Here is a 22,472-nt window from a genome sequence, read left to right as displayed (position 1 = left end):
TTCTTAACTGGTTGTTCCAGTATTATGACTCATGCTGGTCCTTCGGATGGTTATTACCCCGGTTCTAAAAACAGTTTAGAAATGCTTAAAGATGAAAACACGGGCTGGGTAATGCGCCCATTACTGGCGATTGACCTACCTTTTACCGCCATTATGGACACCCTATTAATCCCTCTTGATTACGTAAAATCAGACAGTAACCCTGAAGAGAGTTCACCTAAAAAGCGTATTGAAGCATTAGACAAACAAACTAATACGACATTGAACCATAATCAAATTCATTCAGAGAATAATCTAGAATAATGTATTCAAATAACGAGTATTATTGTTTTGGTGATGACCTCTTTATTTATATAATTAGTTAAATAAATCATCTAATTAATACTATTTAATAATGATTTAATAAATCGGCCATTCTTATTGACACCGATTGTCGATATATCGAATAACAAAAATAGCTTTATTAAAGATGAATACATGATGAAGAGGCAAAATCACCTCTTCATCTCAAAAACAGATTGCCGTCATCTTTTTGCCAATATCAACCACCCAAGCCCGTTTCTACCGTATAAATCTGTCTAAAACCATCGGCTTCATCACGCATAAAAGCAATCAGACGATCATCCGGTGAGAATACAACCGCATCAGCAACGGGGGAAACGTCACTACGAACCGTTAATCTGTGTAATTCCCCTGAAGTCATATTGCAACGCATCACGCTGTTATCACAAATAAAAGCAATATGCTGCCCTTGGCTATCCCAGCTAAAGGCGGATTGAATTGGCATTCTACTATGCGTAATTTGTGTTAGCGCCCCTGTACAGGTATTCACTAACCACAGCTGAACAATGCCATCATCATCTTTCATCAGGCAAGCAATTGAGCGGCCGTCGGGTGATGAGCGTAACCAGTGTCTAGGATGTTTAGCTAACCCAGGATATCGGCGCTCATGAGTATATGTCAGCCTTTTTTGCTGAATGTTTTTCGGTGGGAAGGGCATTCGTGACTCAGTACCTTGTAATGGAAATTCACCTTGTTGAGTGAACGCATTTTCGTCGTCAGGCAAATTAACGAGGAAAATTTCTGGGATAATCTCGCCATTAGCAGCATGAGTATCACCAATAAAGGTAATCGCCTTATTTTGCCATTGTCCGTTTTCCATTAAGTAGCCTTTCTGCCCTACCCACCCCTCTTCATAAGCTCGACTAATATCGTCACTTCCAAGGCGAGGCGTAGGTACCGTCTGGGAGATAACACAACAAAAGTATTCGCCATTATACTCACGCTCATGGCCTTTAGGTTCAACGAGTACTTTTTTTATCGGCACAGCTATAGCTACATTTCGTTGGTCTAATCGAACATCAACTTCATGCATCACATGATCATTGTATGTAAAACTTAACCATTTACTGTCAGGGCTAAAGACATGAACGTGTGTCCCTCCTCTTAATGCCCCAGCGATGTATGGCGGAGTGATACACATCGCATCGATAGAATATGCCGTTCCTAAATGATCATCCCTAACATATACGCCTCTGCGATGGTGAAAATCATATTTCCACTGCTCATTAGGGAATTCCGGCCCATGTATAAAGGCATAACGAGGTGGATTTTCAGCACTGACGGTCACCACTCCAACGTGAGCACCATGATGAGCACGATAAATTTCTATTTGTTTTTGCGTATTAACATGAATTTTTTCTATCGTTAATCCAGTAAACGAACTCGCACTCGGCCGAACATCATAAACTAGCCATTGGCTATCCGCTGTCCAAACATTAATATTTGTAAGTTGATGACTTCGTTTATCATCTGTTATTTGAGTTTCTTTATAAGGCAATTTACTGTTCAATCTGTTATCCTGTGACATCTTTTAATATGGGCTATCGGATTACTTTAACTAATCTATTTTGTAAGGCACTAGAAAAACTCAGTCGAGAATTTCTACAAGTAATATTACCCTTTAGCAATAACTTTAGTGTCGAATAGAATCATCATGTTATTAAGTGTTCTTTATATTATTGGTATCACCGCGGAAGCCATGACTGGCGCTCTTGCAGCGGGACGGCGTAAAATGGACGTCTTCGGCGTTATTATTATTGCATCAGCAACTGCGATTGGCGGGGGCTCGGTTCGTGACGTCCTACTTGGCCACTACCCATTAGGCTGGGTACAAAACCCCGAGTATATTCTTACTGTTGCTGGCGCTGCTGTTGTCACCATTTGGATAGCGCCAATGATGAAGCATTTACGACGTTTGTTCCTTATCCTAGATGCAATCGGCTTAATTGTCTTTTCAATTCTTGGCGCCCAAATTGCTCTTGATATGAATTATAGCCCAGTCATAGCTGCAATTGCGGCTGTGATTACGGGGGTATTTGGTGGCGTTCTTCGCGACATGTTATGTAATACCATTCCTCTCGTATTCCAAAAAGAAGTCTATGCGGGCGTCTCATTTGCTGCCGCATGGTTGTATATCGGGCTTTTATACACCCCGCTCCCACAAGATATTGTTGTGATTATTACCTTAATTGCAGGCCTAAGCGCCCGACTTATCGCCATCCGTTATCGTTTAGGCTTACCGATCTTTAACTATGAAAGCCAAGATTAATGATTCATGCCATCACATAATTAAAAGGGTGGCATGTTTTTTATATCGCTAACGATATTAAGTACATTCCGTATTTCAGGTATCAATAGCCATTGATTTCATTTTACCTTGCGCGTTTGCTGAGTGTTGCACATTGAAATCATTCAGAATGGCTTTCTTGCTGAGACAATAAATAGCGACAACTGAAAGCACCATTAATGATATAAAAAGCGTTAACTTCAGCGTCAGTCTAAGCCCATTCGCCTTTTGCCTAAATGACATAAACCATTCTTATCATCTTATTTGGTTATCTCAGAACGCTATAATCTTGAAGCGATATTCTTTAATTTACCGTACATTTTCATTGGTTTTGCGAAACATTTCGCAAAAAGTATGCACTTTGTATAAATAGAGAAATATTTTATCGCATCGCTTCGCAATTCATCTATTTATTAAATAAATTGCGCTGTATACTCTAGATGATATGAAAGGTAATAAAGGAATACGTCGCTAAAGGGATAGCTCGTTGGCTATCGATATAATGAATCACTACAGCCATGTCGCAGCGATAAATGACGAGATAATTTATGCTTTATTGATAACGCTGCATGTTCGCTTAAGTCCGTGTATACTATGTGGGGTTTATTATCATCATTTATGTTTAACCCTCGACTATTCAAGAAACCATCATGATACAAGGCACGTTATATATTGTTTCTGCCCCAAGCGGTGCGGGTAAATCTAGCCTGATCCAGGCGTTGTTGAAAACACAACCGTTGTATGACACGCAAGTTTCTGTCTCTCATACAACACGAGCTGCACGACCTGGTGAAGTTCATGGTGAGCACTATTTCTTTGTCTCTGAAACTGAATTTTTGACGATGGTCGAAAATAATGAATTCTTAGAACATGCTTGTGTATTTGGCAATTACTATGGGACTTCTCGACCTGTTATTGAAGAAGTGCTCAAAAGTGGTGTAGACGTTTTTCTCGATATTGACTGGCAAGGTGCTCAACAAATTCGCGCTACAATGCCTGAAGCCCGTAGTATTTTTATACTACCACCATCAAAAGATGAACTTTATCGCCGCTTACGTGGCCGAGGCCAAGATAGCGATGAGGTCATTGAAAAACGTATGTCACAAGCGGTTGGTGAGATTGAACATTACAATGAGTATGACTATCTCATTGTAAATGATGATTTCAATACTGCATTAAGTGATTTGCAATCTATTATTCGTAGCGAACGTCTAAGATTAGAGCGTCAAATTCAACGACATGGTGCTTTAATCAGCAAATTACTGGCAGACTGAGAATAGTTTCAGTATCATATCAGGTCATTTTTTTATTTCTTTTGGAGTAGCACATTTATGGCACGCGTAACTGTTCAAGACGCAGTAGAAAAAATTGGTAACCGCTTTGACCTCGTACTGGTCGCGGCTCGCAGAGCGCGTCAGTTACAAACTGGCGGTAAAGACCCTCTAGTTCCTGAAGAAAACGATAAATATACTGTTATCGCACTCCGTGAAGTAGAAGAAGGTTTAATCAACGGTCACATACTGGATGTACGTGAGCGTCAAGAGCAGCAGGAACAAGAAGCGGCTGAAATGCAAGCAGTTTCTGCTATAGCTGAAGGTCGTCGCTAATCACTAAGGTGGGTCTGCCTTGTATCTGTTTGAGAGCCTAAATCAAGTAATTCAGAAGTACCTTCCTCCGGAACAGGTTGAATTACTGAAAAAAGCCTATGTTGTCGCCCGGGATGCCCACGAAGGACAAACCCGCTCAAGTGGTGAGCCATATATAACTCACCCAGTTGCTGTGGCCTGTATTCTGGCTCAAATGCGCTTGGATCATGAAACATTGATGGCAGCGCTACTTCATGATGTCATTGAAGATACTCCAGCGACATTTCAGGATATAGAAGAGCTATTTGGCACAACTGTTGCGGGTCTCGTTGAAGGTGTATCTAAACTCGATAAACTAAACTTTCGAGACAAAAAAGAAGCTCAAGCAGAAAACTTTCGCAAAATGATCATGGCGATGGTCAAAGACATTCGCGTCATTTTGATAAAACTGGCAGACCGCACTCATAATATGCGCACGCTAGGCTCATTAAGGCCTGATAAGCGTCGACGTATTGCAAGAGAAACATTGGAAATCTATAGCCCTCTTGCTCATAGATTAGGTATTCATCACATCAAAACTGAGCTAGAAGAGCTTGGGTTTGAAGCCTTATATCCAAACCGTTATCGCGTTATCAAAGAAGTCGTTAAAGCAGCTCGCGGCAACCGTAAAGAGATGATCCAAAAAATCCTCTCTGAAATCGATGGTCGCCTAACCGAAGCGGATATACCTTGCCGAGTCAGTGGCCGCGAAAAACATCTTTATTCTATCTATCGCAAAATGCACCTTAAAGAGCAGCGCTTCCATTCAATTATGGATATTTATGCTTTTAGGGTGATAGTCAAAGATGTCGATACCTGCTATCGCGTATTGGGACAAATGCATAATTTGTACAAGCCGCGCCCAGGCCGTATCAAAGATTATATCGCTATCCCAAAAGCTAACGGCTATCAATCGCTACACACCTCATTAATTGGCCCACACGGTGTTCCTGTCGAAGTACAAATCCGTACAGAAGATATGGATCAAATGGCTGAAATGGGGGTTGCTGCACATTGGGCTTATAAAGAACAAGGCGAGCAAGGCACAACCGCTCAAGTACGTGCTCAACGTTGGATGCAAAGTTTACTTGAGCTACAGCAAAGTGCAGGTAGCTCTTTTGAATTTATCGAGAGCGTTAAATCTGATCTATTCCCCGATGAGATTTATGTCTTTACACCAGAAGGCCGCATTGTTGAACTGCCAACGGGCGCGACACCTGTCGATTTCGCCTATGCCGTGCATACGGATATTGGCCATGCTTGCGTTGGAGCTAGGGTTGATCGTCAGCCTTATCCATTATCTCAAGCCCTCACCAGTGGGCAAACTGTCGAAATTATTACCGCGCCAGGCGCTAGACCAAATGCCGCTTGGCTCAATTTTGTCGTCAGTTCAAAAGCACGCGCTAAAATCCGTCAGTTACTGAAAAATCTCAAGCGTGAAGATTCAATCAACTTAGGTCGCCGCTTATTAAACCACGCTCTTGGCGCAGGTCATAAATTAACGGATGTCCCCCAAGCCAATATTGATCTTGAATTAGCCCGCATGAAGCTCAACTCTATCGACGACTTACTGGCCGAAATAGGTTTAGGAAATGCAATGAGTGTTGTGGTTGCGCGTAATTTACAAAGCAATCCACAAGTTTCCCCAGAGGAAGAGGATGAGCCCGTCATCACAACACGCAATAAGCTGTCCATAAAAGGGGCAGATGGTGTTCTCATCACCTTTGCGAAATGCTGTCGCCCTATCCCTGGCGACCCTATTATCGCTCATATCAGTCCAGGTAAAGGACTCGTGATACACCACGAATCTTGTCGAAACATTCGTGGCTACCAGAAAGAGCCCGATAAATTTATGGCTGTAGAATGGGATAATGATACCGATACTGATTTCATCGCCGAAATCAAAGTCGATATGATTAACCATCAAGGGGCGCTTGCTAATTTAACAGCTGCTATCAATGATGCTAACTCAAGCATTCAGAGTATGAATACCGAAGAAAAAGATGGCCGTGTTTATTGTGCCTTTATCCGCCTAACAACCAAAAACCGGGTTCAGTTAGCAAATGTTATGCGCAAAATTCGGATCATGCCTGATGTATTACGAGTTAGCCGGAACCGTAATTAACTATGAATGAACGCCGCTATCGCCGCATTTGCCAAATGATGGCGATGCGGCAGCCAGACCTCACCATTTGCCTCGAAGAAATTCATAAACCCCATAACGTATCTGCCATCGTACGCAGCGCAGATGCCGTTGGCATCCATCAAATTCATGCTATTTGGCCAGACCAAAAAGTTAAACTTTCCGTTTCTTCTGCCGCAGGAAGCAATAGCTGGGTCAAAGTCATTTCACATCAATCCACTGAAGAGGCTATTTCACAGATAAAATCACAGAACATGCAAGTTCTTGTAACGAACTTATCTGAACAAGCCGTCGATTTCCGTGAAATTGATTATACTCGCCCGACCTGTATTATGATGGGGCAAGAAAAAAAAGGGATCTCTTCAACAGCACTGAAATTAGCCGATCAACACATTATTATTCCAATGGTTGGTATGGTTCAATCCCTGAATGTCTCTGTCGCCTCGGCACTGATTCTCTATGAAGCACAGCGCCAAAGGCAACTTGCTGGTATGTATTCCCGCGAAATAAGCCAACTTTCAGAGCAAGAGCAGCAAGAGTGGCTATTTGATGGCGGCTATCCCGTTCTTGCAGAGGTTGCCAAGCGTAAAGGCTTACCACGGCCTTATATCAATGAACGAGGAGAGATAGAAGCCGATGCGTCTTGGTGGGCACAAATGCAGCTAAGTGAAAAAATGAAAAAACAGCAGCTAGGTTAAGGGAGAAACAATGAACAGTGGCCTACTTGATACGATTTCATTGACCACGCTACATGGCGTTGGGGCTAGCCAATCTGAAAAACTAAGTAAGATAGGGCTAAATACTGTTCAAGATTTATTATTACACCTCCCTCTTCGTTATGAAGATCACACGCGTCTTTACCAAATTCGTGACCTATTGCCAGGTACAACCGCAACTATTTTAGGGGAAGTATTACAAACTAAGGTCGTCTTTGGCCGTAAGCGCATGATGACTAGTCTTATCACCGACGGAACAGGCAACTTAACTCTACGATTTTTCAATTTTTCGGCAGCAATGAAAAATAGCCTTGCAGAAGGTCGCCATGTTATTGCTTATGGCGAGGTGCGTCGTGGCAATACTGGTCCAGAAATCATTCACCCTGAATATAAAGTCTCTCAAGATACGACCAATATTTCTCTCCAAGAGAACCTCACCCCCGTTTATCCCACAACAGAAGGGGTAAGGCAGGCAACACTGAGGAAATTAATTGAGCAAGCGTTAGCGCTATTAGATAACGGGCAGATCAAAGAACTATTACCTGAAGAACTTAGCCGTGGTTTAATCAGCCTTCCTGAGGCAATTCGCTTATTACATACTCCACCACCTAACGTTGCCTTAAGTGAGCTAGAAAAAGGTCAGCATCCCGCTCAAAAACGTTTAATACTCGAAGAGCTTTTAGCACATCATTTAAGTATGTTGGCGATCCGTGCAGGCAATCAACGCCTTTATGCTCAGCCTATGACACTGGACGGCAAACTCAAAAAACAATTTTTAGCCCAGTTACCTTTTTCCCCAACCAACGCTCAAAATCGCGTGGTTACCGAAATAGAACAAGACCTTGTCAAAGATGCACCGATGATGCGTTTAATTCAAGGGGATGTTGGCTCAGGAAAAACACTCGTTGCCGCATTAGCGGCTTTATCTGCGATTGAAAATGGTCAACAAGTGGCTTTGATGGCACCAACCGAGATTTTGGCTGAGCAACATGCTAATAATTTTAAATTATGGTTTGAACCTCTCGGGATCAATGTGGGTTGGCTTGCTGGCAAGCAAAAAGGTAAAGCGCGCCAGCAGCAGCAAGATGCCATTGCAAATGGTGAGGTGAGCATGGTCATTGGGACTCACGCCCTGTTTCAAGAGCATGTCTCCTTTAAAACTCTTGGTTTGGTTATCATTGATGAGCAACATCGGTTTGGTGTGCATCAACGCCTCGCTTTACGTGAAAAAGGTGAACAACAAGGGTTTCACCCCCACCAATTAATTATGACTGCCACACCGATCCCCAGAACTTTGGCAATGACCGCTTATGCTGATATGGATACCTCTATCATTGATGAGCTGCCTCCTGGGCGAACACCTGTTACGACAGTGGCCATTCCCGATACTCGGCGTAAAGATATTATTGAACGTGTCAGGCAAGCCTGTATTGATGAGGGCCGCCAAGCCTATTGGGTCTGCACTTTAATTGATGATTCTGATGTTTTAGAAGCGCAAGCAGCACAAGCGACGAGCGAAGAGTTATCATTAGCATTGCCCGAATTAAAAGTAGCTCTCGTGCATGGAAGAATGAAACCCGCCGAAAAACAGAGTGTGATGACGGCATTTAAAAATAATGAGATTCAGCTACTGGTTGCAACTACCGTTATCGAAGTGGGTGTTGATGTTCCTAATGCAAGTTTAATGATTATTGATAATCCAGAACGACTAGGGCTAGCTCAATTGCACCAATTACGAGGCCGAGTAGGTCGAGGTGCTATCGCCTCTCACTGTGTACTGCTTTATAAAACACCGTTAACCCATGTCGCCAAACAACGTTTACAAGTATTACGCGACAGTAACGATGGTTTCGTCATTGCTCAAAAAGATTTGGAAATCAGGGGGCCGGGGGAATTATTAGGAACACGCCAAACCGGCAATGCTGAATTTAAGGTCGCTGATTTACTGCGAGATCAGCATATGTTGCCTGAAGTACAACGTATCGCGCGCCATATTCAGCAGAACTATCCTGAAAATGCCAAATTGATTATTGAAAGGTGGCTACCTGAACGCGAGCAATACAGCCAAGCTTAATGCAATCGTAGCACTATAAAGACCTTAATACGTTTTGTAAAAATTAAAAGCCATAACAACAAGGGATAGTGGAACATGAAGATACAAATCTTAATTGGTAGTGTTCGACAAGCACGAATAGGACCTCAGATAGCGCACTGGGTCAAGGATGTCGCTGCGAAAAATTATCCAACTGAAATCCTTGATCTCAGAGATTGGCATTTACCAATGGATGATGAGCCCTATCTCCCCGCCGAAGGAATATATACCCAAGCACATACCATTGCTTGGAGCAAAAAAATCGCTGAAGCCGATGCTTATATTTTCGTTTTTCCACAATATAACTGGGGCTATCCAGCCGCACTAAAAAATGCGATAGACCATTTGTATAAAGAGTGGAACAACAAACCTGCCTTAATGGTCAGTTATGCCAATCGAGGTGGTGGAAGAGCTGCGGAGCAGTTGCAACAAGTTTTGCAAGGTATTCATATGCGTACCACAGAATCTCATTTAGAAATTAAGCTATCTGAGGTTAATTTCTCACCTTCCAACAGTGATACCTCTTACCCTGAAACACTTGACCATTATGAAAATGAGCTTGTTTCAGCGCTACATCAGATGAGCCTGTTACACACATCGCGCTAATTTCATTATTTATTATGTGCCCTATAAACGAAAATTGCCGTGAATAAATTCACGGCAATACCTGCTATTTACCTTTATCTATTTTTATCTGTTATCCCGTTATTGAAGGAAATACCGGTAACATTAAATACAGTTTGATCACAATCGCATTGACGATATCAATAAAGAATGCACCAACCATTGGAACAACTAAGAATGCAAGATGAGATGGACCAAATCTATCCGTTACTGCCTGCATGTTAGCGATTGCTGTCGGTGTTGCACCTAGACCAAAACCACAGTGACCTGCCGCCAATATCGCTGCGTCATAGTTCTTACCCATCACACGGAAGGTCACGAAAATGGCATAGCCTGCCATCACACAAGCTTGAACAGCCAAGATCACTAACATTGGGATTGCTAGAGATGCCAGTTCCCAAAGTTTCAGGCTCATCAGTGCCATCGCAAGGAATAGGGAAAGGCTCACGTTACCGACAACAGAAACCGCACGGTCGAATACACGATAAAAACCCGCAATAGATAAGCTGTTGCTTAAAATAACGCCCACAAATAGCACACAAACGAATTTAGGTAGAGCAAACGCTGTGCCCGCTAATAACTCTGCAATATAGCTACCTGCCATTAAACAGATCGCGATCATAGCAATCGTTTCGATCAGTACCATCGAAGTAATCATACGGCCTGATTGCGGTTTTTCAAAAGCAGTAGGGACATCTTTATCATCATCCCCAGTACCTGGCGTAGGAATATTGCGGATCAGGAAACGTGCAACTGGACCGCCGATTAATCCACCGAGTACCAAACCAAATGTTGCACATGCCATCGCAACTTCAGTTGCACTTTGGAAACCGTAATTTTCAGTGAAGATCTTACCCCATGCAGCTCCGGTACCGTGACCACCTGATAAGGTAATCGAACCAGCAAGCAGCCCCATAAGAGGATCAAGACCAAGTAATTCCGCTAAGGCAATACCAACCGTATTTTGTACTAGCAGTAAGCCTACAACCACAAAGATGAAAATAAAGAGTGCCTTACCACCAGCCTTCAAGCTGGCTAAGTTTGCGTTTAAACCGATTGTCGCGAAGAAGGCTAACATCATCGGTTCTTGTAATGATAAATCGAAAGATAAGCTCCAATCGAATACTTGCTTGATCACTAATAAGCTAAAAGCGACCAGCAACCCGCCTGCAACAGGCTCAGGGATAGTATATTTCTCTAGGAAAGGAACTGTTTTTACAAGTTTACGTCCGAGCAATAGCACAAGGGTAGCTGCCACAAGCGTACCGTAGACATCGAGATGATACATTTATGTACCTCGTCTGTTGTTAATATTATTTAAAACTAGTAAGACGTTAATTTCTTCCTTAAAACGCCAAAAGCAGGTAACTGAATTAGAAAAAAAATTGGCGATAAACACAAGTTAAAACATATAAAAATGTGACATTCCTTATCTAACAATGAAGAAATATTTTTCGCGCAAACGATTGCTTTTTAAATTAGTCGCTTTACAATGCTTTTTTTGTTGGCAGAGAAAGACCAAAATGACCACCGAAGTATCTCAAAAACAGGCTGTTGACGTCGCACCTAAAAGTGAACTCATTTACCGATTAGAAGACCGACCTCCTCTCCCCCAAGCATTATTTGCAGCTGGACAGCATCTTTTAGCGATGTTTGTTGCAGTGATCACCCCGGCAATGCTCATTTGCCAATCATTGGGGCTTCCAGCGCATGACACTCAGCGTATTATTAGCATGTCTCTATTTGCTTCTGGTATTGCCTCTTTAATACAGATCCGAGCATGGGGTCCTGTGGGGTCGGGGTTACTCTCAATACAAGGTACAAGCTTTAACTTTGTTGCACCTTTGATTATGGGAGGGGTTGCACTTAAACAAGGTGGTGCTGATATTCCTTCGATGATGGCGGCACTTTTTGGCACACTACTGGTTGCAGCGCTCACTGAGGTGGTACTCTCTCGCTTCCTACATTTAGCACGACGGGTAATTACTCCTCTCGTTTCGGGTGTTGTTGTCATGATAATTGGTTTATCACTCATTCAAGTCGGATTAACATCTATTGGTGGTGGTCATACCGCAATTTCTGATAATACTTTCGGTTCCCCTGATTATTTATTGCTAGCGGGTATTGTGTTGGCTGTTATCATTTTACTTAACCGTCAAAAAAATCCTTACTTGCGTGTTGCCTCTTTAGTTATCGCCATGGCAATTGGTTATATTGCTGCTTGGTGGTTAGATATGTTACCTACAGCTCAAGAGACAAACGCGGAACAATCCATGATAACGATACCTGAGCCGTTTTATTATGGGTTGTCGTTTGATTGGAATCTGTTAATTCCGCTGATGCTAATATTTATGGTGACCTCTTTAGAGACGATTGGTGATATTACGGCAACATCCGATGTTTCAGAACAGCCGGTACGTGGTCCAATCTATATGAAGCGAATTAAGGGTGGCGTCTTAGCGAATGGTTTGAACTCGATGGTATCTGCCGTCTTCAATACTTTCCCTAACTCCTGTTTTGGTCAAAATAATGGGGTGATACAGCTTACTGGCGTCGCCAGCCGTTATGTCGGCTATATCGTAGCGTTAATGCTTGTTTTATTAGGGTTATTCCCAGCTGTTGCCGGTTTTGTACAACAGATCCCTGAGCCTGTACTTGGCGGAGCAACAATTGTGATGTTCGGAACCATCGCGGCATCTGGCGTACGTATTGTCTCCCGTGAACCACTTAATCGTCGAGCGATCATGATTATTGCATTATCCCTTGCCGTCGGAATGGGGGTTTCGCAGCAGCCGTTGATTTTACAGTTTGCGCCGGACTGGCTGAAAACTTTATTTTCATCCGGTATCGCGGCAGGCGGTTTAACTGCAATTATTCTGAATTTAATTTTCCCTCACGAAAAGTAACCTATCATTTACCGCCAGAGTTGAATACACTGGCGGTTATTCTGTATTCTATCTTAGTCATTTACCCGGCAGCGCTTTCATCCAAACAATCCAATATATGGAGAGGCAGATAAACCATGAGGTGGTTAACTAAGCTCATCACGACCCTTTTACTACTGTTGTTATTAGTGGTTATATTTACTTACGCTGGGCTGCAAACACGCTGGGGTGCATCCTATGCCAGTCAGTTGTTAAGTAAATTCACTGATTATGATATTAAAGTGGGTATCATGGGGCATGAGTTTGCCAATGCTGGAGAATTTATCTTTCAAGACGTCAACATTGTGTCACGTCATAAAGATATGACTTTGGATGCTAAGCAAATGATTGTTGATATAAACTGGCGTAATTTATTGAGTGGCACCGCCATTCGTCGATTAGTCATCACCGAAGGGAATTTAGATATCTCCTCTGTAGAGACTGCCACGCCAATACCTTTAAATGCCAATATCCTGCAATTTGAAAATAGCCGTATTCAACTAAATCAAGCAAATAATAAGTTCAACGTATTTGGCTTTACGGGTGGCATTACACCATGGCACCCCACGACTAACCATCCTTTCGGCTACGGAGACTTTCGATTTACCACAAAAGAATTGAATATTAATGAGTTACCATTAAAAACGGTTGCAGTCACCGGTAAGCTCGAAAAAAATCTTACTGAATTTACTCAAGCCAGTGGCTACCTCAATAATGGTTATATTAAAGGCTCAGGAAAGGTGTTAACGGACAGCACCATCACAGTTGATTCTTTAGTCATGGACAAAGTTGGTTGGCAAAATAATATTCCCTTTGCTTCATTAAATCAGGCTCTCAATAGTCACCGTACAGTGTCCTTGAAAAATGTCGCTCTCACTAATGTGGATATCCAAGGAAAAGATTGGGCAATTTCAGGGCTCAATACTGAAATCGACCACCTTGACTGGGTCAGAAGTAGTTGGAGTAGCCCAGAAAGTCATATTAATTTCAGCATTAATCAACTCGTTATTAATGATCAACAACTTGATACGCTGATTGGCAATCTCAACCTTCAAGGCGATAACCTCAATATCGAGAAACTTTCAGGTTATTATTACAAAGGGGTATTTAGCCTTAATGGTGTATGGCAACGTAATAATAAAACGCTGACACTCAATGACGGCAAATTAGCCGGTATTTTATATACCTTGCCTGAAAATTGGCTACATTTCTTCAGCCAACCCTCACCTGATTGGTTATCCGGCTTAACGATCAAACAATTTACCTTATCGCAGTCTTTATTGATGAATATTGCCCCTAGTTTCCCATTCGAATTCACGGCACTGAGCGGCAAAATAGAAGACGTCAGCCTTATTAAACAAAAACAATGGGGGATTTGGAGTGGCAAGGCCACCTTTAATGCCGATAGTGGAACCATCAATCAAGTTATGATACGTCGGCCTTATATGGACTTACGCCAAAGTGGTCAAAGTTCTGCTGCGGCTTCATTCACTACAAGCACAGACAAAGGGCTGGTGAAGTTAGGGTTATTAGTCAAGCAATCCCCTAAAAAAATCCCCTTTTTACTCCGAGCCTCAGGGACTAATATTGAGCTTTCCGCTTTAAATCAATGGGGTTGGCAAGGCTTCCCATCTCAAATCGTGGGTGATTTTGATGCCTCATTGCAAGGTGACTTGTTAGCACCATCATTAGCTAGCAGCTTAAATGGTGAATTAGTGGCAATACCATTACAAGGGAAACAGATGTATCGAACCGTTGTGAAAGGCGTCGTCACCTCATCAGTTGAAAATGAGGCCTCACCGATGGAGCCTCAGCCCGCTCCTGCTACGGCTCCCGACGCTATTCCCACGAATATTTTGCCAACAAATGAGCAAATTCCCGCGCTGATTACTCAATAAATAACAAGGCAGGCCAGCGATCACGCTTGGCCTGCCTTTAAAATCAGTATATACGAAAGGCATTACAGTGACTTTACTGTTTTCTCAACAGGTAACACCATATACACACCGCTAAAAACGGCCCCCGCCTCGCCGTTAGTTCCACTCACTGTCACTTCAAGTTTTACCCTTGCTTTACTCCCTCTCGCAAGACGGTCAAGGTCACCACTCATTTGCGACATATCCGCAATAGCGGTGGGTCTACCACTCACTGGCTTGCTATAACGAATATTGGCATCCACTAATACAATATCACCACCGAGTTGATGCTCTTGCATTAATAACCAAATCAATCCCCAACCTGTCAGGGTGGCTAACGAAAATTGGCTTCCTGCAAAAATCGTTTCGTGAGGGTTTTGGTTGCCAGCTTCTGGCATAGTGGTAATAAACTTTTGCCCTGTATATTGTTCAATTCGAACCCCCATTTTTTCACTTAATGGGATATATTTATACCAAGCTTGTTGTAACTCTCCACACCAATCAGGGCGATGAAGGATCTGGTCAAGTGTCTCGATCGGTTTGATCATTAAATAGTGACGAACAGGTGTTTTGAGCTCACCGGCAATCAGACCTCGGCTTTCAAAGCCTATCTTACGAAAAAAGGGAACCGCTTCTTCTCGGACGCTCGACACAATACGTTTGACACTTTCTTGCCGCGCAATTGACTCTAACGCCATCAAAATGAGTTTACCCAGCCCTTTTCCTTGCATTGCTGGATTCACCGCTAAAAAACGAATCGCGCCTTCGTTATCGGCATTAATATAAAGCCGACCAATGGCTAAGATACGATTTTTATCATCAACAACCATTTGGTGGTAAGCGGTAAGATCATAACCATCTTTTTCAGAACCAAATGGTTGATTAAAGGGTTTACGTAACATCTCCCAGCGGAACTGGTAATAAGCATCAAATTCCGCTTCATCTTTCGGTGCACGCAGATGGTACATAGTCTCCCCCTTAATAGTAGAATTAGACTTGCAACCAGAAAGTCACAGGACCGTCATTGGTCAGGCTGACTTGCATATCCGCGGCAAATTGCCCTGTTTCAGTGATCACACCTTGTTGGCGACTTTGCTCAACAAAATATTCATATAATTGTTCAGCCCGCGTAGGTTCAGCTCCCCCAGAAAAACTAGGTCTCATTCCTTTTTTAGTATCAGCTGCCAATGTAAATTGAGAGACAACTAATAAGCTCCCACCCGCTTGTTGAACATTCAGGTTCATTTTTCCCTGTTCATCACTAAAAATCCGATAGCCAAGTACTTTTTCACACAACCGTTTTGCTTTTTGTTCATCATCATCTTTTTCAACACCGAGCAAAACAAGTAACCCAGAATCAATTTGACCAACCACCTGCTCATCAACAACCACTGCTGCATGAGCGACTCTCTGTATTAATGCAATCATGATAACTCGACAAAAATATGGAGTAACAGTTTAGGTTACTCCATGGTGATAATTCATCAATTATTCGACTTCAGCACTGAAGTCATAAGTGCGGAAATATTCAGGTACCGTGTCTTTATTCACGACATGGACACCTTTAATACCTAATGCTTCGGCAGCCTTAATATTGTCCTCGACATCATCAAAGAAGATAGCATCAGCTGCATCAAATCCTTCAGATTCAAGAACATATTGGTAAATAGCTGGATCAGGTTTGCGCATCCCCAGGTCTTGAGATAAGTATAAAAAGTCTGAGGAAGCTGCAATTTCAGGATAATGTTCAGGCCAGTAATCAAGGTGTAGGCGGTTAGTGTTAGATAAAACAACCACACGATGCCCCTGTTCACGAAGGCGTTCCATGATATCAATCACTTCTGGTCTTACTGACATAAATATCGCATGCCAGCCTTCCGCGAATTCTTCAAAACTGAGTGTAATGCCAAGTTCTTCACATAACATTTCTGCAAATTCGATATCTGAGATTTTGCCACATTCATGTTGTTGGAAGATATTCCCAAAAGTAAACCGCGACTTGATTTGCTCAGACGGTATTCCACTGAGTTCTGACCATTTATCAAATACACGATTAAAGTCGATATCAATAATCACATTACCCATATCGAAGATATACAGCATACCGTTTCCTCGTTGTTATTAACTAAATTCACTTTAATCATTATTCATACAACTGAACAGCCCTAATTACAGATTATTTTTTGTTTTTTATGAATACACGTGACCATCATCTCTATCGTGACAGTAGATACGGAATAATCTCGCCAAATGTTCACCTGCTGGCGATAACGTATGATCTCGTCGCCGTACAAGAGCAAAAGTCGCATAAGGAAGCTTTTCAGCGAGATCGAGCGCAATGAATTGTTGTTCAAATAGAGGGTCATCAATAGTATCGATAGACACTATCGTCAAGAAATCACTCTGCGCCACTAAACTCATACAACCGATCAAGGTTTCACATGTCACACTAAAGCTCATCGGTTTATCCATCCTAGAGAACACTTCAGACAGTTGCTTATAGTAAGTGCCTTTCGGTGTTGGCATCGTCCAATCACAGTGGGTGAGCTGCTCTAATGAGGTGGCATGCTTCATTGGGTGATCTTTACGCATGATCACCTTGTATTCCTTGCTCATTAAACGTTCAAAATTGAATTCCGCATCTAGGCTACCGGGATAATACGTATTTACAGTGAAATCGAGCTCACCTTGGCGTAACTGAGGTAACATCGTCAAGAGTTGTCCTTCCATAATCCGAATTTTGATATTTGGAAAGTCACGATGGAATTGAATAATCACTTTTGGCATCACTGAACGCGCAATACTGCCTGCAACCCCAATATTAATCGTGCCGCTGGATAAGCCTATACGCTGCTGTATCTCTTCTTGCCCGACACGTAACTCTTCAAGAATGATACTGGCACGACGCAAAAAACTTTCTCCACTTTCCGTCAGATAGATCCCTTGATTACTGCGAATAAACAATTTTGCGCCTAAAGAAGCCTCTAATTCACGAATAGACTTCGTTAATGCGGGCTGAGAAAGCTGTAAAAAACGACTAGCCGCTCTAATACTGCCATGGCGACTTACCTCGACAAACGCTCTCAACTGATTCAGTTTTATTGGCAAAGCCATATGAATTCCCTGATAACCATTAGTTATATAGGCAAAGATAATTGTATCTTTTTTACCCTATTTTGATTGTGTACAGTCAATGCATGACGATAACAAATAATTAACATCAATACTTATTAACTATTTTTATTTATTAAAATAAAGAAACACAACATATTAAATTATTTTGAAATTATTAAATAAAATTTAATTTCACCGAAATCAAATCGTACTGGGTATTTATACCGAGCCATTCTATTTTATCGTGATAACTAAAAGAGATAACAATTATGGAGATTTCTTTAAATAACGCCATTGAGTCCATCACACATCAACTACAACTTTGGCGCCGTGACTTCCATCAATATGCAGAATCAGGTTGGTTTGAATTTCGAACCGCAACACGAGTCGCAGATGAACTCGCTCGCCTTGGCTATCAGCTACAACTCGGAAAAGACGTTATTAAAGCGGAAGATCGTATGGGGTTGCCGACACCAGAACAGTTTGCCGAACAAGAAAAACGCGCTATTGAGCAAGGTGCGTTAACAGAATGGCTTCCCCATTTTTCTGGCGGATTTACCGGTATCGTTGCCACATTAGATACCGGTAAACCAGGACCGACACTCGCCTTTCGTGTCGACATGGATGCATTAGACCTTAATGAGGATCTCACCGCACAACACCGCCCTCATGCAGAAGGCTTTGCTTCTTGTAATTCACACATGATGCACGCCTGTGGTCATGATGGACATACCGCTATTGGCCTTGGTTTAGCTCATATATTGAAGCAGTTTCAATCACAGCTAACAGGTCGAATTAAACTGATTTTCCAACCGGCTGAGGAAGGAACTCGCGGAGCAAAATCAATGGCAACCGCGGGTGTGGTCGATGATGTGGATTTTTTTGTCGCAATACATATCGGTACAGGTGTTCCGAAAGGGGAACTCGTGTGCGGTAGCAAAAGTTTTCTCGCTACGACTAAATTTGATGTCACATTTCATGGTAAAGCAGCCCATTCGGGAGCAAGGCCCGAAGAAGGTAAAAACGCATTAGTGGCTGCGGCTCAAGCGACACTTGGCCTATATGCTATCCCTCGTCACAGTGAAGGTAGCTCTCGTATTAATGTTGGCGTACTGAATGCAGGTATCGGACGTAATGTGATTGCCGATCACGCCTTAATGAAAGTCGAGACACGCGGCGAAACGAATGAAATCAACGAATTTATGTATCAAAAAGCACTTAATGTCATCGAAGGTGCAGCAAAAATGCAGGATGTTGATTTCAAAATCAACTTAATGGGAGCGGCACAAAGTAGTCACCCTAGCCCTGAATGGGTCGATTTTATTATGGGTCTTGCACAGAACAAAATCCCTGAGCTGACCTCCGTCATCAAAGATAAACCTCAAGCTGCGGGTTCAGAAGATGCGACCTATTTTATGGAGCGTACAAAAGCACAAGGTGGACAAGCAACCTATATGATTTTCGGTACTGAATTAAGCGCGGGTCACCACAACGAGCGCTTTGATTTTGATGAAGATGTCATGCCTGTTGCCGTCAAAACCTTAGCGACCATCGCGCTTTCGCTACCTGAATTTGGAGGCAAAACTCATGAGTAAGACATTCACATCCTTTATTAATAATTATATTGAGCAAAATCGTACTCGTTTTACCCAGTTAAGTGATGCGATTTGGGACCACCCTGAAACGCGGTTTGAAGAGACCTTTTCTGCTAATCTTCTTGCCGATGCGCTGGAGCAAGAGGGATTTCAGGTTGAAAGAGGGGTTGGTGATATAGAAACCGCGTTCATCGCCAGTTTTGGCTCAGGTACCCCTGTTATTGCTTTACTCGGTGAATACGATGCACTTGCAGGTTTAAGTCAGCATTCGGCTTGTAGTCAACCTAATCCTGTTATTGAAAATGGTAACGGCCACGGTTGTGGGCATAATTTACTTGGCACTGCCGCATTATCCTCAGCCTTTGCTGTAAAAGCATGGCTCGAAGAAAACCAGTTGTCAGGCACCGTACGTTTCTATGGCTGCCCTGGAGAAGAAGGCGGTTCTGGTAAAACTTTCATGGTAAGAGAAGGCCTCTTTGATGATGTAGATGCTGCTGTCACCTGGCATCCTGAATCTTTCAGTGGCGTTTTTAATGTGCAATCACTTGCCAATATCCAGACAGCGTTCCGTTTCAAAGGTATTGCAGCACATGCGGCAAACTCACCTCATTTAGGACGTAGTGCGCTGGATGCCGTCAGTTTAATGAATGTGGGTGTTCAATTCTTACGTGAGCATGTTATCCAAGAAGCACGTATTCACTATGCAGTGACGAATACAGGGGGCGCCTCCCCAAATGTCGTTCAAGCCGATGCTGAAGTCTTGTACCTTGTACGCGCTCCTCAACTAGACCAAGCTCAAGATATATATCAACGCGTTATTGATATCGCTAAAGGTGCCGCCTTGATGACAGGTACAGAACTCGATATTCGTTTTGATAAAGCATGTTCAAATTATGTACCAAATCGTACGATTGAAAAAGCGATGTACCAACATATTACCACTTACGGCATTCCTGAATATGACTCGCAAGAACGCCAATTTGCCGAGGAGATCCATGCCACACTCACTAAAGATGATTTACGCAATGCCAAATTAAATGCAGCGCGTAGTGGTGGTGAAGAAGCGGTTCATTGGGGTGAACGTCAAGGCAATAAAGCGCTAACAGATGAGGTTTTACCTTATGTTGAATCAAAAGAACTGATGTACGGCTCCACCGATGTGGGCGATGTCAGTTGGGTGACCCCGACCGCACAGTGTTTTAGTCCCTGCTTTGCATTCGGTACGCCTCTACATACATGGCAATTAGTTGCACAAGGCAGAACATCCATTGCGCATAAAGGCATGTTATTAGCAGGAAAAATTATGGCCGCTACTGCCGTCGAACTATTAACGACACCCAGCTTACTTGCTCAAGCAAAAAATGAATTCCAACGTCAGCGTGATGAACAACCTTATCACTGTCCAATTCCATCTGACGTGAAGCCGTCAAAATTGCAGTAACGTGACATTGGCGGGCAAATAACAATCATAACGCCCGCCATCACAATTATAAAAATAACAATAATTGCAAATACATAGGAAAACATCATGAATCAAACTGCAACTTCAATGAATAAAAGTCCAGGTGCTATTTTTCGTTGGATAGAGCGTGTCGGGAATAAAATACCTAATCCTTTTATTCTCTTCGTCTATCTTCTCGCGATCCTAATGGTTGCTACTGCAATACTGTCTTGGTTCGATTTATCCGTCAAAAATCCCGCTAACGGTGAACTGGTTTCGGTTAAGAATTTATTGAGCGTTGAAGGCATTCAATGGATATTGCCTAATATCGTCAAAAACTTTAGTAGCTTCGCGCCTCTTGGGGCAATTCTCGCATTAGTTATCGGGGCGGGTCTCGCTGAGAAAGTAGGTTTATTGCAAGCCTTAATGTACAAAATGGCGTCAGGAATTAATAAACGCTATGCCAGTTACATGGTGCTCTTTATCGCGTTTTTTAGCCATATTTCATCAGATGCGGCTCTTGTCGTCATGCCCCCATTAGGCGCATTAATTTTTATTGCGGTAGGGCGTCACCCAGTTGCAGGCTTACTCGCCGCTATTGCCGGCGTAGGCTCGGGATTCACCGCTAACTTACTCATTGTCACCACCGACGTTTTACTTTCAGGCATTAGTACTGAGGCGGCAATGATCATTGACCCTAACTTACATGTTAGTGTGATTGATAACTGGTATTTTATGGCGACTTCCGTGATTGTCTTAACGATTGCTGGCGCATTACTCACGGACAAATTTATTGAGCCTAGGCTACCAAAATGGGAAGGAACCTCTAATGACCGCTTAGAAAAACTGACACCATTACAAAATCGTGGGTTATTAATGAGCGGACTTTCAGCACTCATCTTTATCGCTATTGTTGCGTTAATGGTTGTGCCGGAAGGCGCCCCGCTTCGTGACCCTCAAACTGGCTCGGTTATTCCATCTCCTTTCATTAAAGGCATTGTTCCTGTCATTATTATTTTCTTCTTTGTGGTATCTATTACTTATGGTATTTCGACAAAGCAGATTAAAAAACCAAACGATATCCCTGATTTATTAGTTGATCCAATGAAAAGCATGGCAGGCTTTATTGTTATGGTTTTCCCACTTTCCCAGTTTGTTGCTTTTTTCAATTGGAGCAATATGGGGAAATTTATGGCAATAGGTTTAACTGACTTACTTGAAAATTTAGGGATGACAGGTGTTCCTGCGTTTATTGGCTTGATGTTTTTATCCGCATTTTTATGTATGTTTATTGCGAGTGGCTCGGCGATTTGGTCTATCCTAGCGCCTATCTTTGTGCCCATGTTTGTTTTATTAGGCTTCCACCCAGCTTTTGCCCAAATAGTTTTCCGCATTGCAGATTCTGCCGTATTACCGCTAGCGCCTATGTCCCCTTTCTTGCCACTATTTTTAGGTTTCTTGCAGCGATATTACAAAAATGCCCAACTCGGCACCTATTACACCTTAATTTTGCCTTACCCATTAGTCTTCTTTGGCGTTTGGATATTACTACTCGTAGGTTGGTACTATGCCGGCTTACCAATAGGCCCAGGGGTTTATCCTCTACTCCATCCTTAACGCATCTGCCTATACGGATAAAAAAGGCGCCTTTTG

The 22,472-nt window shown here is 42.6% G+C and carries 20 protein-coding genes; 13 read left to right on the top strand and 7 right to left on the bottom strand.

The window, feature by feature from the left end:
• Window positions 1-24 precede the first annotated feature (24 nt).
• The gene (locus P2E05_RS01285; protein WP_336433063.1) at window positions 25-303 is read left to right on the top strand and encodes a YceK/YidQ family lipoprotein; all 279 of its coding nucleotides are present in this window, start codon (window positions 25-27) and stop codon (window positions 301-303) included.
• Window positions 304-541: 238 nt separating this feature from the next.
• Here P2E05_RS01285 and P2E05_RS01280 read toward each other — a convergent pair whose 3' ends face one another.
• Window positions 542-1,870 carry a DUF3748 domain-containing protein gene (locus P2E05_RS01280; RefSeq protein WP_208852755.1) on the bottom strand — a complete coding sequence of 443 codons (1,329 nt, stop codon included), beginning with the start codon at window positions 1,868-1,870 and terminating at the stop codon, window positions 542-544.
• A gap of 126 nt (window positions 1,871-1,996) precedes the next feature.
• Here P2E05_RS01280 and P2E05_RS01275 point away from each other — a divergent pair, with 126 nt between their 5' ends.
• Window positions 1,997-2,611, top strand: a complete 615-nt coding sequence (locus P2E05_RS01275; RefSeq protein ID WP_154622481.1) for a trimeric intracellular cation channel family protein — start codon at window positions 1,997-1,999, stop codon at window positions 2,609-2,611.
• A gap of 75 nt (window positions 2,612-2,686) precedes the next feature.
• Here the strand turns inward: P2E05_RS01275 and P2E05_RS21575 are convergent, their stop codons facing one another.
• Complete coding sequence (locus P2E05_RS21575; RefSeq protein WP_247046730.1) at window positions 2,687-2,872, bottom strand: hypothetical protein; 186 nt, start codon at window positions 2,870-2,872, stop codon at window positions 2,687-2,689.
• Window positions 2,873-3,279: 407 nt separating this feature from the next.
• Here P2E05_RS21575 and gmk point away from each other — a divergent pair, with 407 nt between their 5' ends.
• The 6 genes from gmk (at window position 3,280) to P2E05_RS01240 (ending at window position 9,811) form a co-directional block, all read left to right on the top strand.
• On the top strand, window positions 3,280-3,903 hold the full coding sequence (gene gmk / locus P2E05_RS01265) for a guanylate kinase (RefSeq protein WP_154622479.1): 624 nt from the start codon (window positions 3,280-3,282) through the stop codon (window positions 3,901-3,903).
• A 57-nt stretch (window positions 3,904-3,960) separates the two neighbouring features.
• Window positions 3,961-4,236 (top strand): DNA-directed RNA polymerase subunit omega, encoded by a 276-nt coding sequence (gene rpoZ / locus P2E05_RS01260; RefSeq protein ID WP_004262665.1) that lies wholly within the window; start codon window positions 3,961-3,963, stop codon window positions 4,234-4,236.
• Window positions 4,237-4,255: 19 nt separating this feature from the next.
• Entirely contained in the window at window positions 4,256-6,379 is a 2,124-nt protein-coding gene (gene spoT, locus P2E05_RS01255; protein ID WP_154622478.1) for a bifunctional GTP diphosphokinase/guanosine-3',5'-bis pyrophosphate 3'-pyrophosphohydrolase, read from the top strand.
• A 2-nt stretch (window positions 6,380-6,381) separates the two neighbouring features.
• On the top strand, window positions 6,382-7,095 hold the full coding sequence (gene trmH / locus P2E05_RS01250; RefSeq protein ID WP_154622477.1) for a tRNA (guanosine(18)-2'-O)-methyltransferase TrmH: 714 nt from the start codon (window positions 6,382-6,384) through the stop codon (window positions 7,093-7,095).
• A gap of 10 nt (window positions 7,096-7,105) precedes the next feature.
• Window positions 7,106-9,187, top strand: a complete 2,082-nt coding sequence (gene recG / locus P2E05_RS01245) for an ATP-dependent DNA helicase RecG (protein ID WP_276122980.1) — start codon at window positions 7,106-7,108, stop codon at window positions 9,185-9,187.
• Window positions 9,188-9,262: 75 nt separating this feature from the next.
• Window positions 9,263-9,811: an NADPH-dependent FMN reductase gene (locus tag P2E05_RS01240; RefSeq protein WP_154622475.1), complete on the top strand. Its 549-nt coding sequence runs from the start codon at window positions 9,263-9,265 to the stop codon at window positions 9,809-9,811.
• A gap of 91 nt (window positions 9,812-9,902) precedes the next feature.
• Here the strand turns inward: P2E05_RS01240 and gltS are convergent, their stop codons facing one another.
• Window positions 9,903-11,117 (bottom strand): sodium/glutamate symporter, encoded by a 1,215-nt coding sequence (gene gltS / locus P2E05_RS01235; RefSeq protein WP_154622474.1) that lies wholly within the window; start codon window positions 11,115-11,117, stop codon window positions 9,903-9,905.
• A 235-nt stretch (window positions 11,118-11,352) separates the two neighbouring features.
• Here gltS and P2E05_RS01230 point away from each other — a divergent pair, with 235 nt between their 5' ends.
• Together P2E05_RS01230 and P2E05_RS01225 are read left to right on the top strand one after the other, a co-directional pair.
• The gene (locus P2E05_RS01230) at window positions 11,353-12,735 is read left to right on the top strand and encodes a uracil-xanthine permease family protein (protein ID WP_163860537.1); all 1,383 of its coding nucleotides are present in this window, start codon (window positions 11,353-11,355) and stop codon (window positions 12,733-12,735) included.
• A 116-nt stretch (window positions 12,736-12,851) separates the two neighbouring features.
• Window positions 12,852-14,651, top strand: coding sequence for an AsmA family protein (locus P2E05_RS01225; RefSeq protein ID WP_249999677.1), 1,800 nt, complete (start codon window positions 12,852-12,854; stop codon window positions 14,649-14,651).
• A 62-nt stretch (window positions 14,652-14,713) separates the two neighbouring features.
• Here P2E05_RS01225 and fabY read toward each other — a convergent pair whose 3' ends face one another.
• The 4 genes from fabY to P2E05_RS01205 form a co-directional block, all read right to left on the bottom strand.
• The gene (fabY, locus tag P2E05_RS01220; protein ID WP_154622471.1) at window positions 14,714-15,637 is read right to left on the bottom strand and encodes a fatty acid biosynthesis protein FabY; all 924 of its coding nucleotides are present in this window, start codon (window positions 15,635-15,637) and stop codon (window positions 14,714-14,716) included.
• 22 nt (window positions 15,638-15,659) lie between these two features.
• Window positions 15,660-16,097, bottom strand: coding sequence for a D-aminoacyl-tRNA deacylase (gene dtd / locus P2E05_RS01215; RefSeq protein ID WP_154622470.1), 438 nt, complete (start codon window positions 16,095-16,097; stop codon window positions 15,660-15,662).
• Window positions 16,098-16,157: 60 nt separating this feature from the next.
• Window positions 16,158-16,772: a glucose-1-phosphatase gene (yihX, locus tag P2E05_RS01210; protein WP_154622469.1), complete on the bottom strand. Its 615-nt coding sequence runs from the start codon at window positions 16,770-16,772 to the stop codon at window positions 16,158-16,160.
• Between the two features lie 87 nt (window positions 16,773-16,859).
• Window positions 16,860-17,783 carry a LysR family transcriptional regulator gene (locus tag P2E05_RS01205; protein ID WP_163860535.1) on the bottom strand — a complete coding sequence of 308 codons (924 nt, stop codon included), beginning with the start codon at window positions 17,781-17,783 and terminating at the stop codon, window positions 16,860-16,862.
• A 269-nt stretch (window positions 17,784-18,052) separates the two neighbouring features.
• Here P2E05_RS01205 and P2E05_RS01200 point away from each other — a divergent pair, with 269 nt between their 5' ends.
• The 3 genes from P2E05_RS01200 (at window position 18,053) to abgT (ending at window position 22,436) form a co-directional block, all read left to right on the top strand.
• On the top strand, window positions 18,053-19,378 hold the full coding sequence (locus P2E05_RS01200) for a M20 family metallo-hydrolase (protein ID WP_163860534.1): 1,326 nt from the start codon (window positions 18,053-18,055) through the stop codon (window positions 19,376-19,378).
• On the top strand, window positions 19,371-20,819 hold the full coding sequence (locus P2E05_RS01195) for a M20 family metallopeptidase (protein ID WP_163860533.1): 1,449 nt from the start codon (window positions 19,371-19,373) through the stop codon (window positions 20,817-20,819). Before P2E05_RS01200 ends, P2E05_RS01195 begins: the two co-directional genes overlap by 8 nt.
• An 87-nt stretch (window positions 20,820-20,906) precedes the next feature.
• Window positions 20,907-22,436, top strand: coding sequence for a p-aminobenzoyl-glutamate transporter (gene abgT, locus P2E05_RS01190; protein WP_154624406.1), 1,530 nt, complete (start codon window positions 20,907-20,909; stop codon window positions 22,434-22,436).
• Window positions 22,437-22,472 lie beyond the last annotated feature (36 nt).

Origin of the sequence: Providencia stuartii (assembly GCF_029277985.1) — a bacterium.
GTDB lineage: Bacteria > Pseudomonadota > Gammaproteobacteria > Enterobacterales > Enterobacteriaceae > Providencia > Providencia zhejiangensis.
Note: the sequence above shows the minus strand (reverse complement) of the source record. Positions and strands in the feature narration are given on the sequence as shown.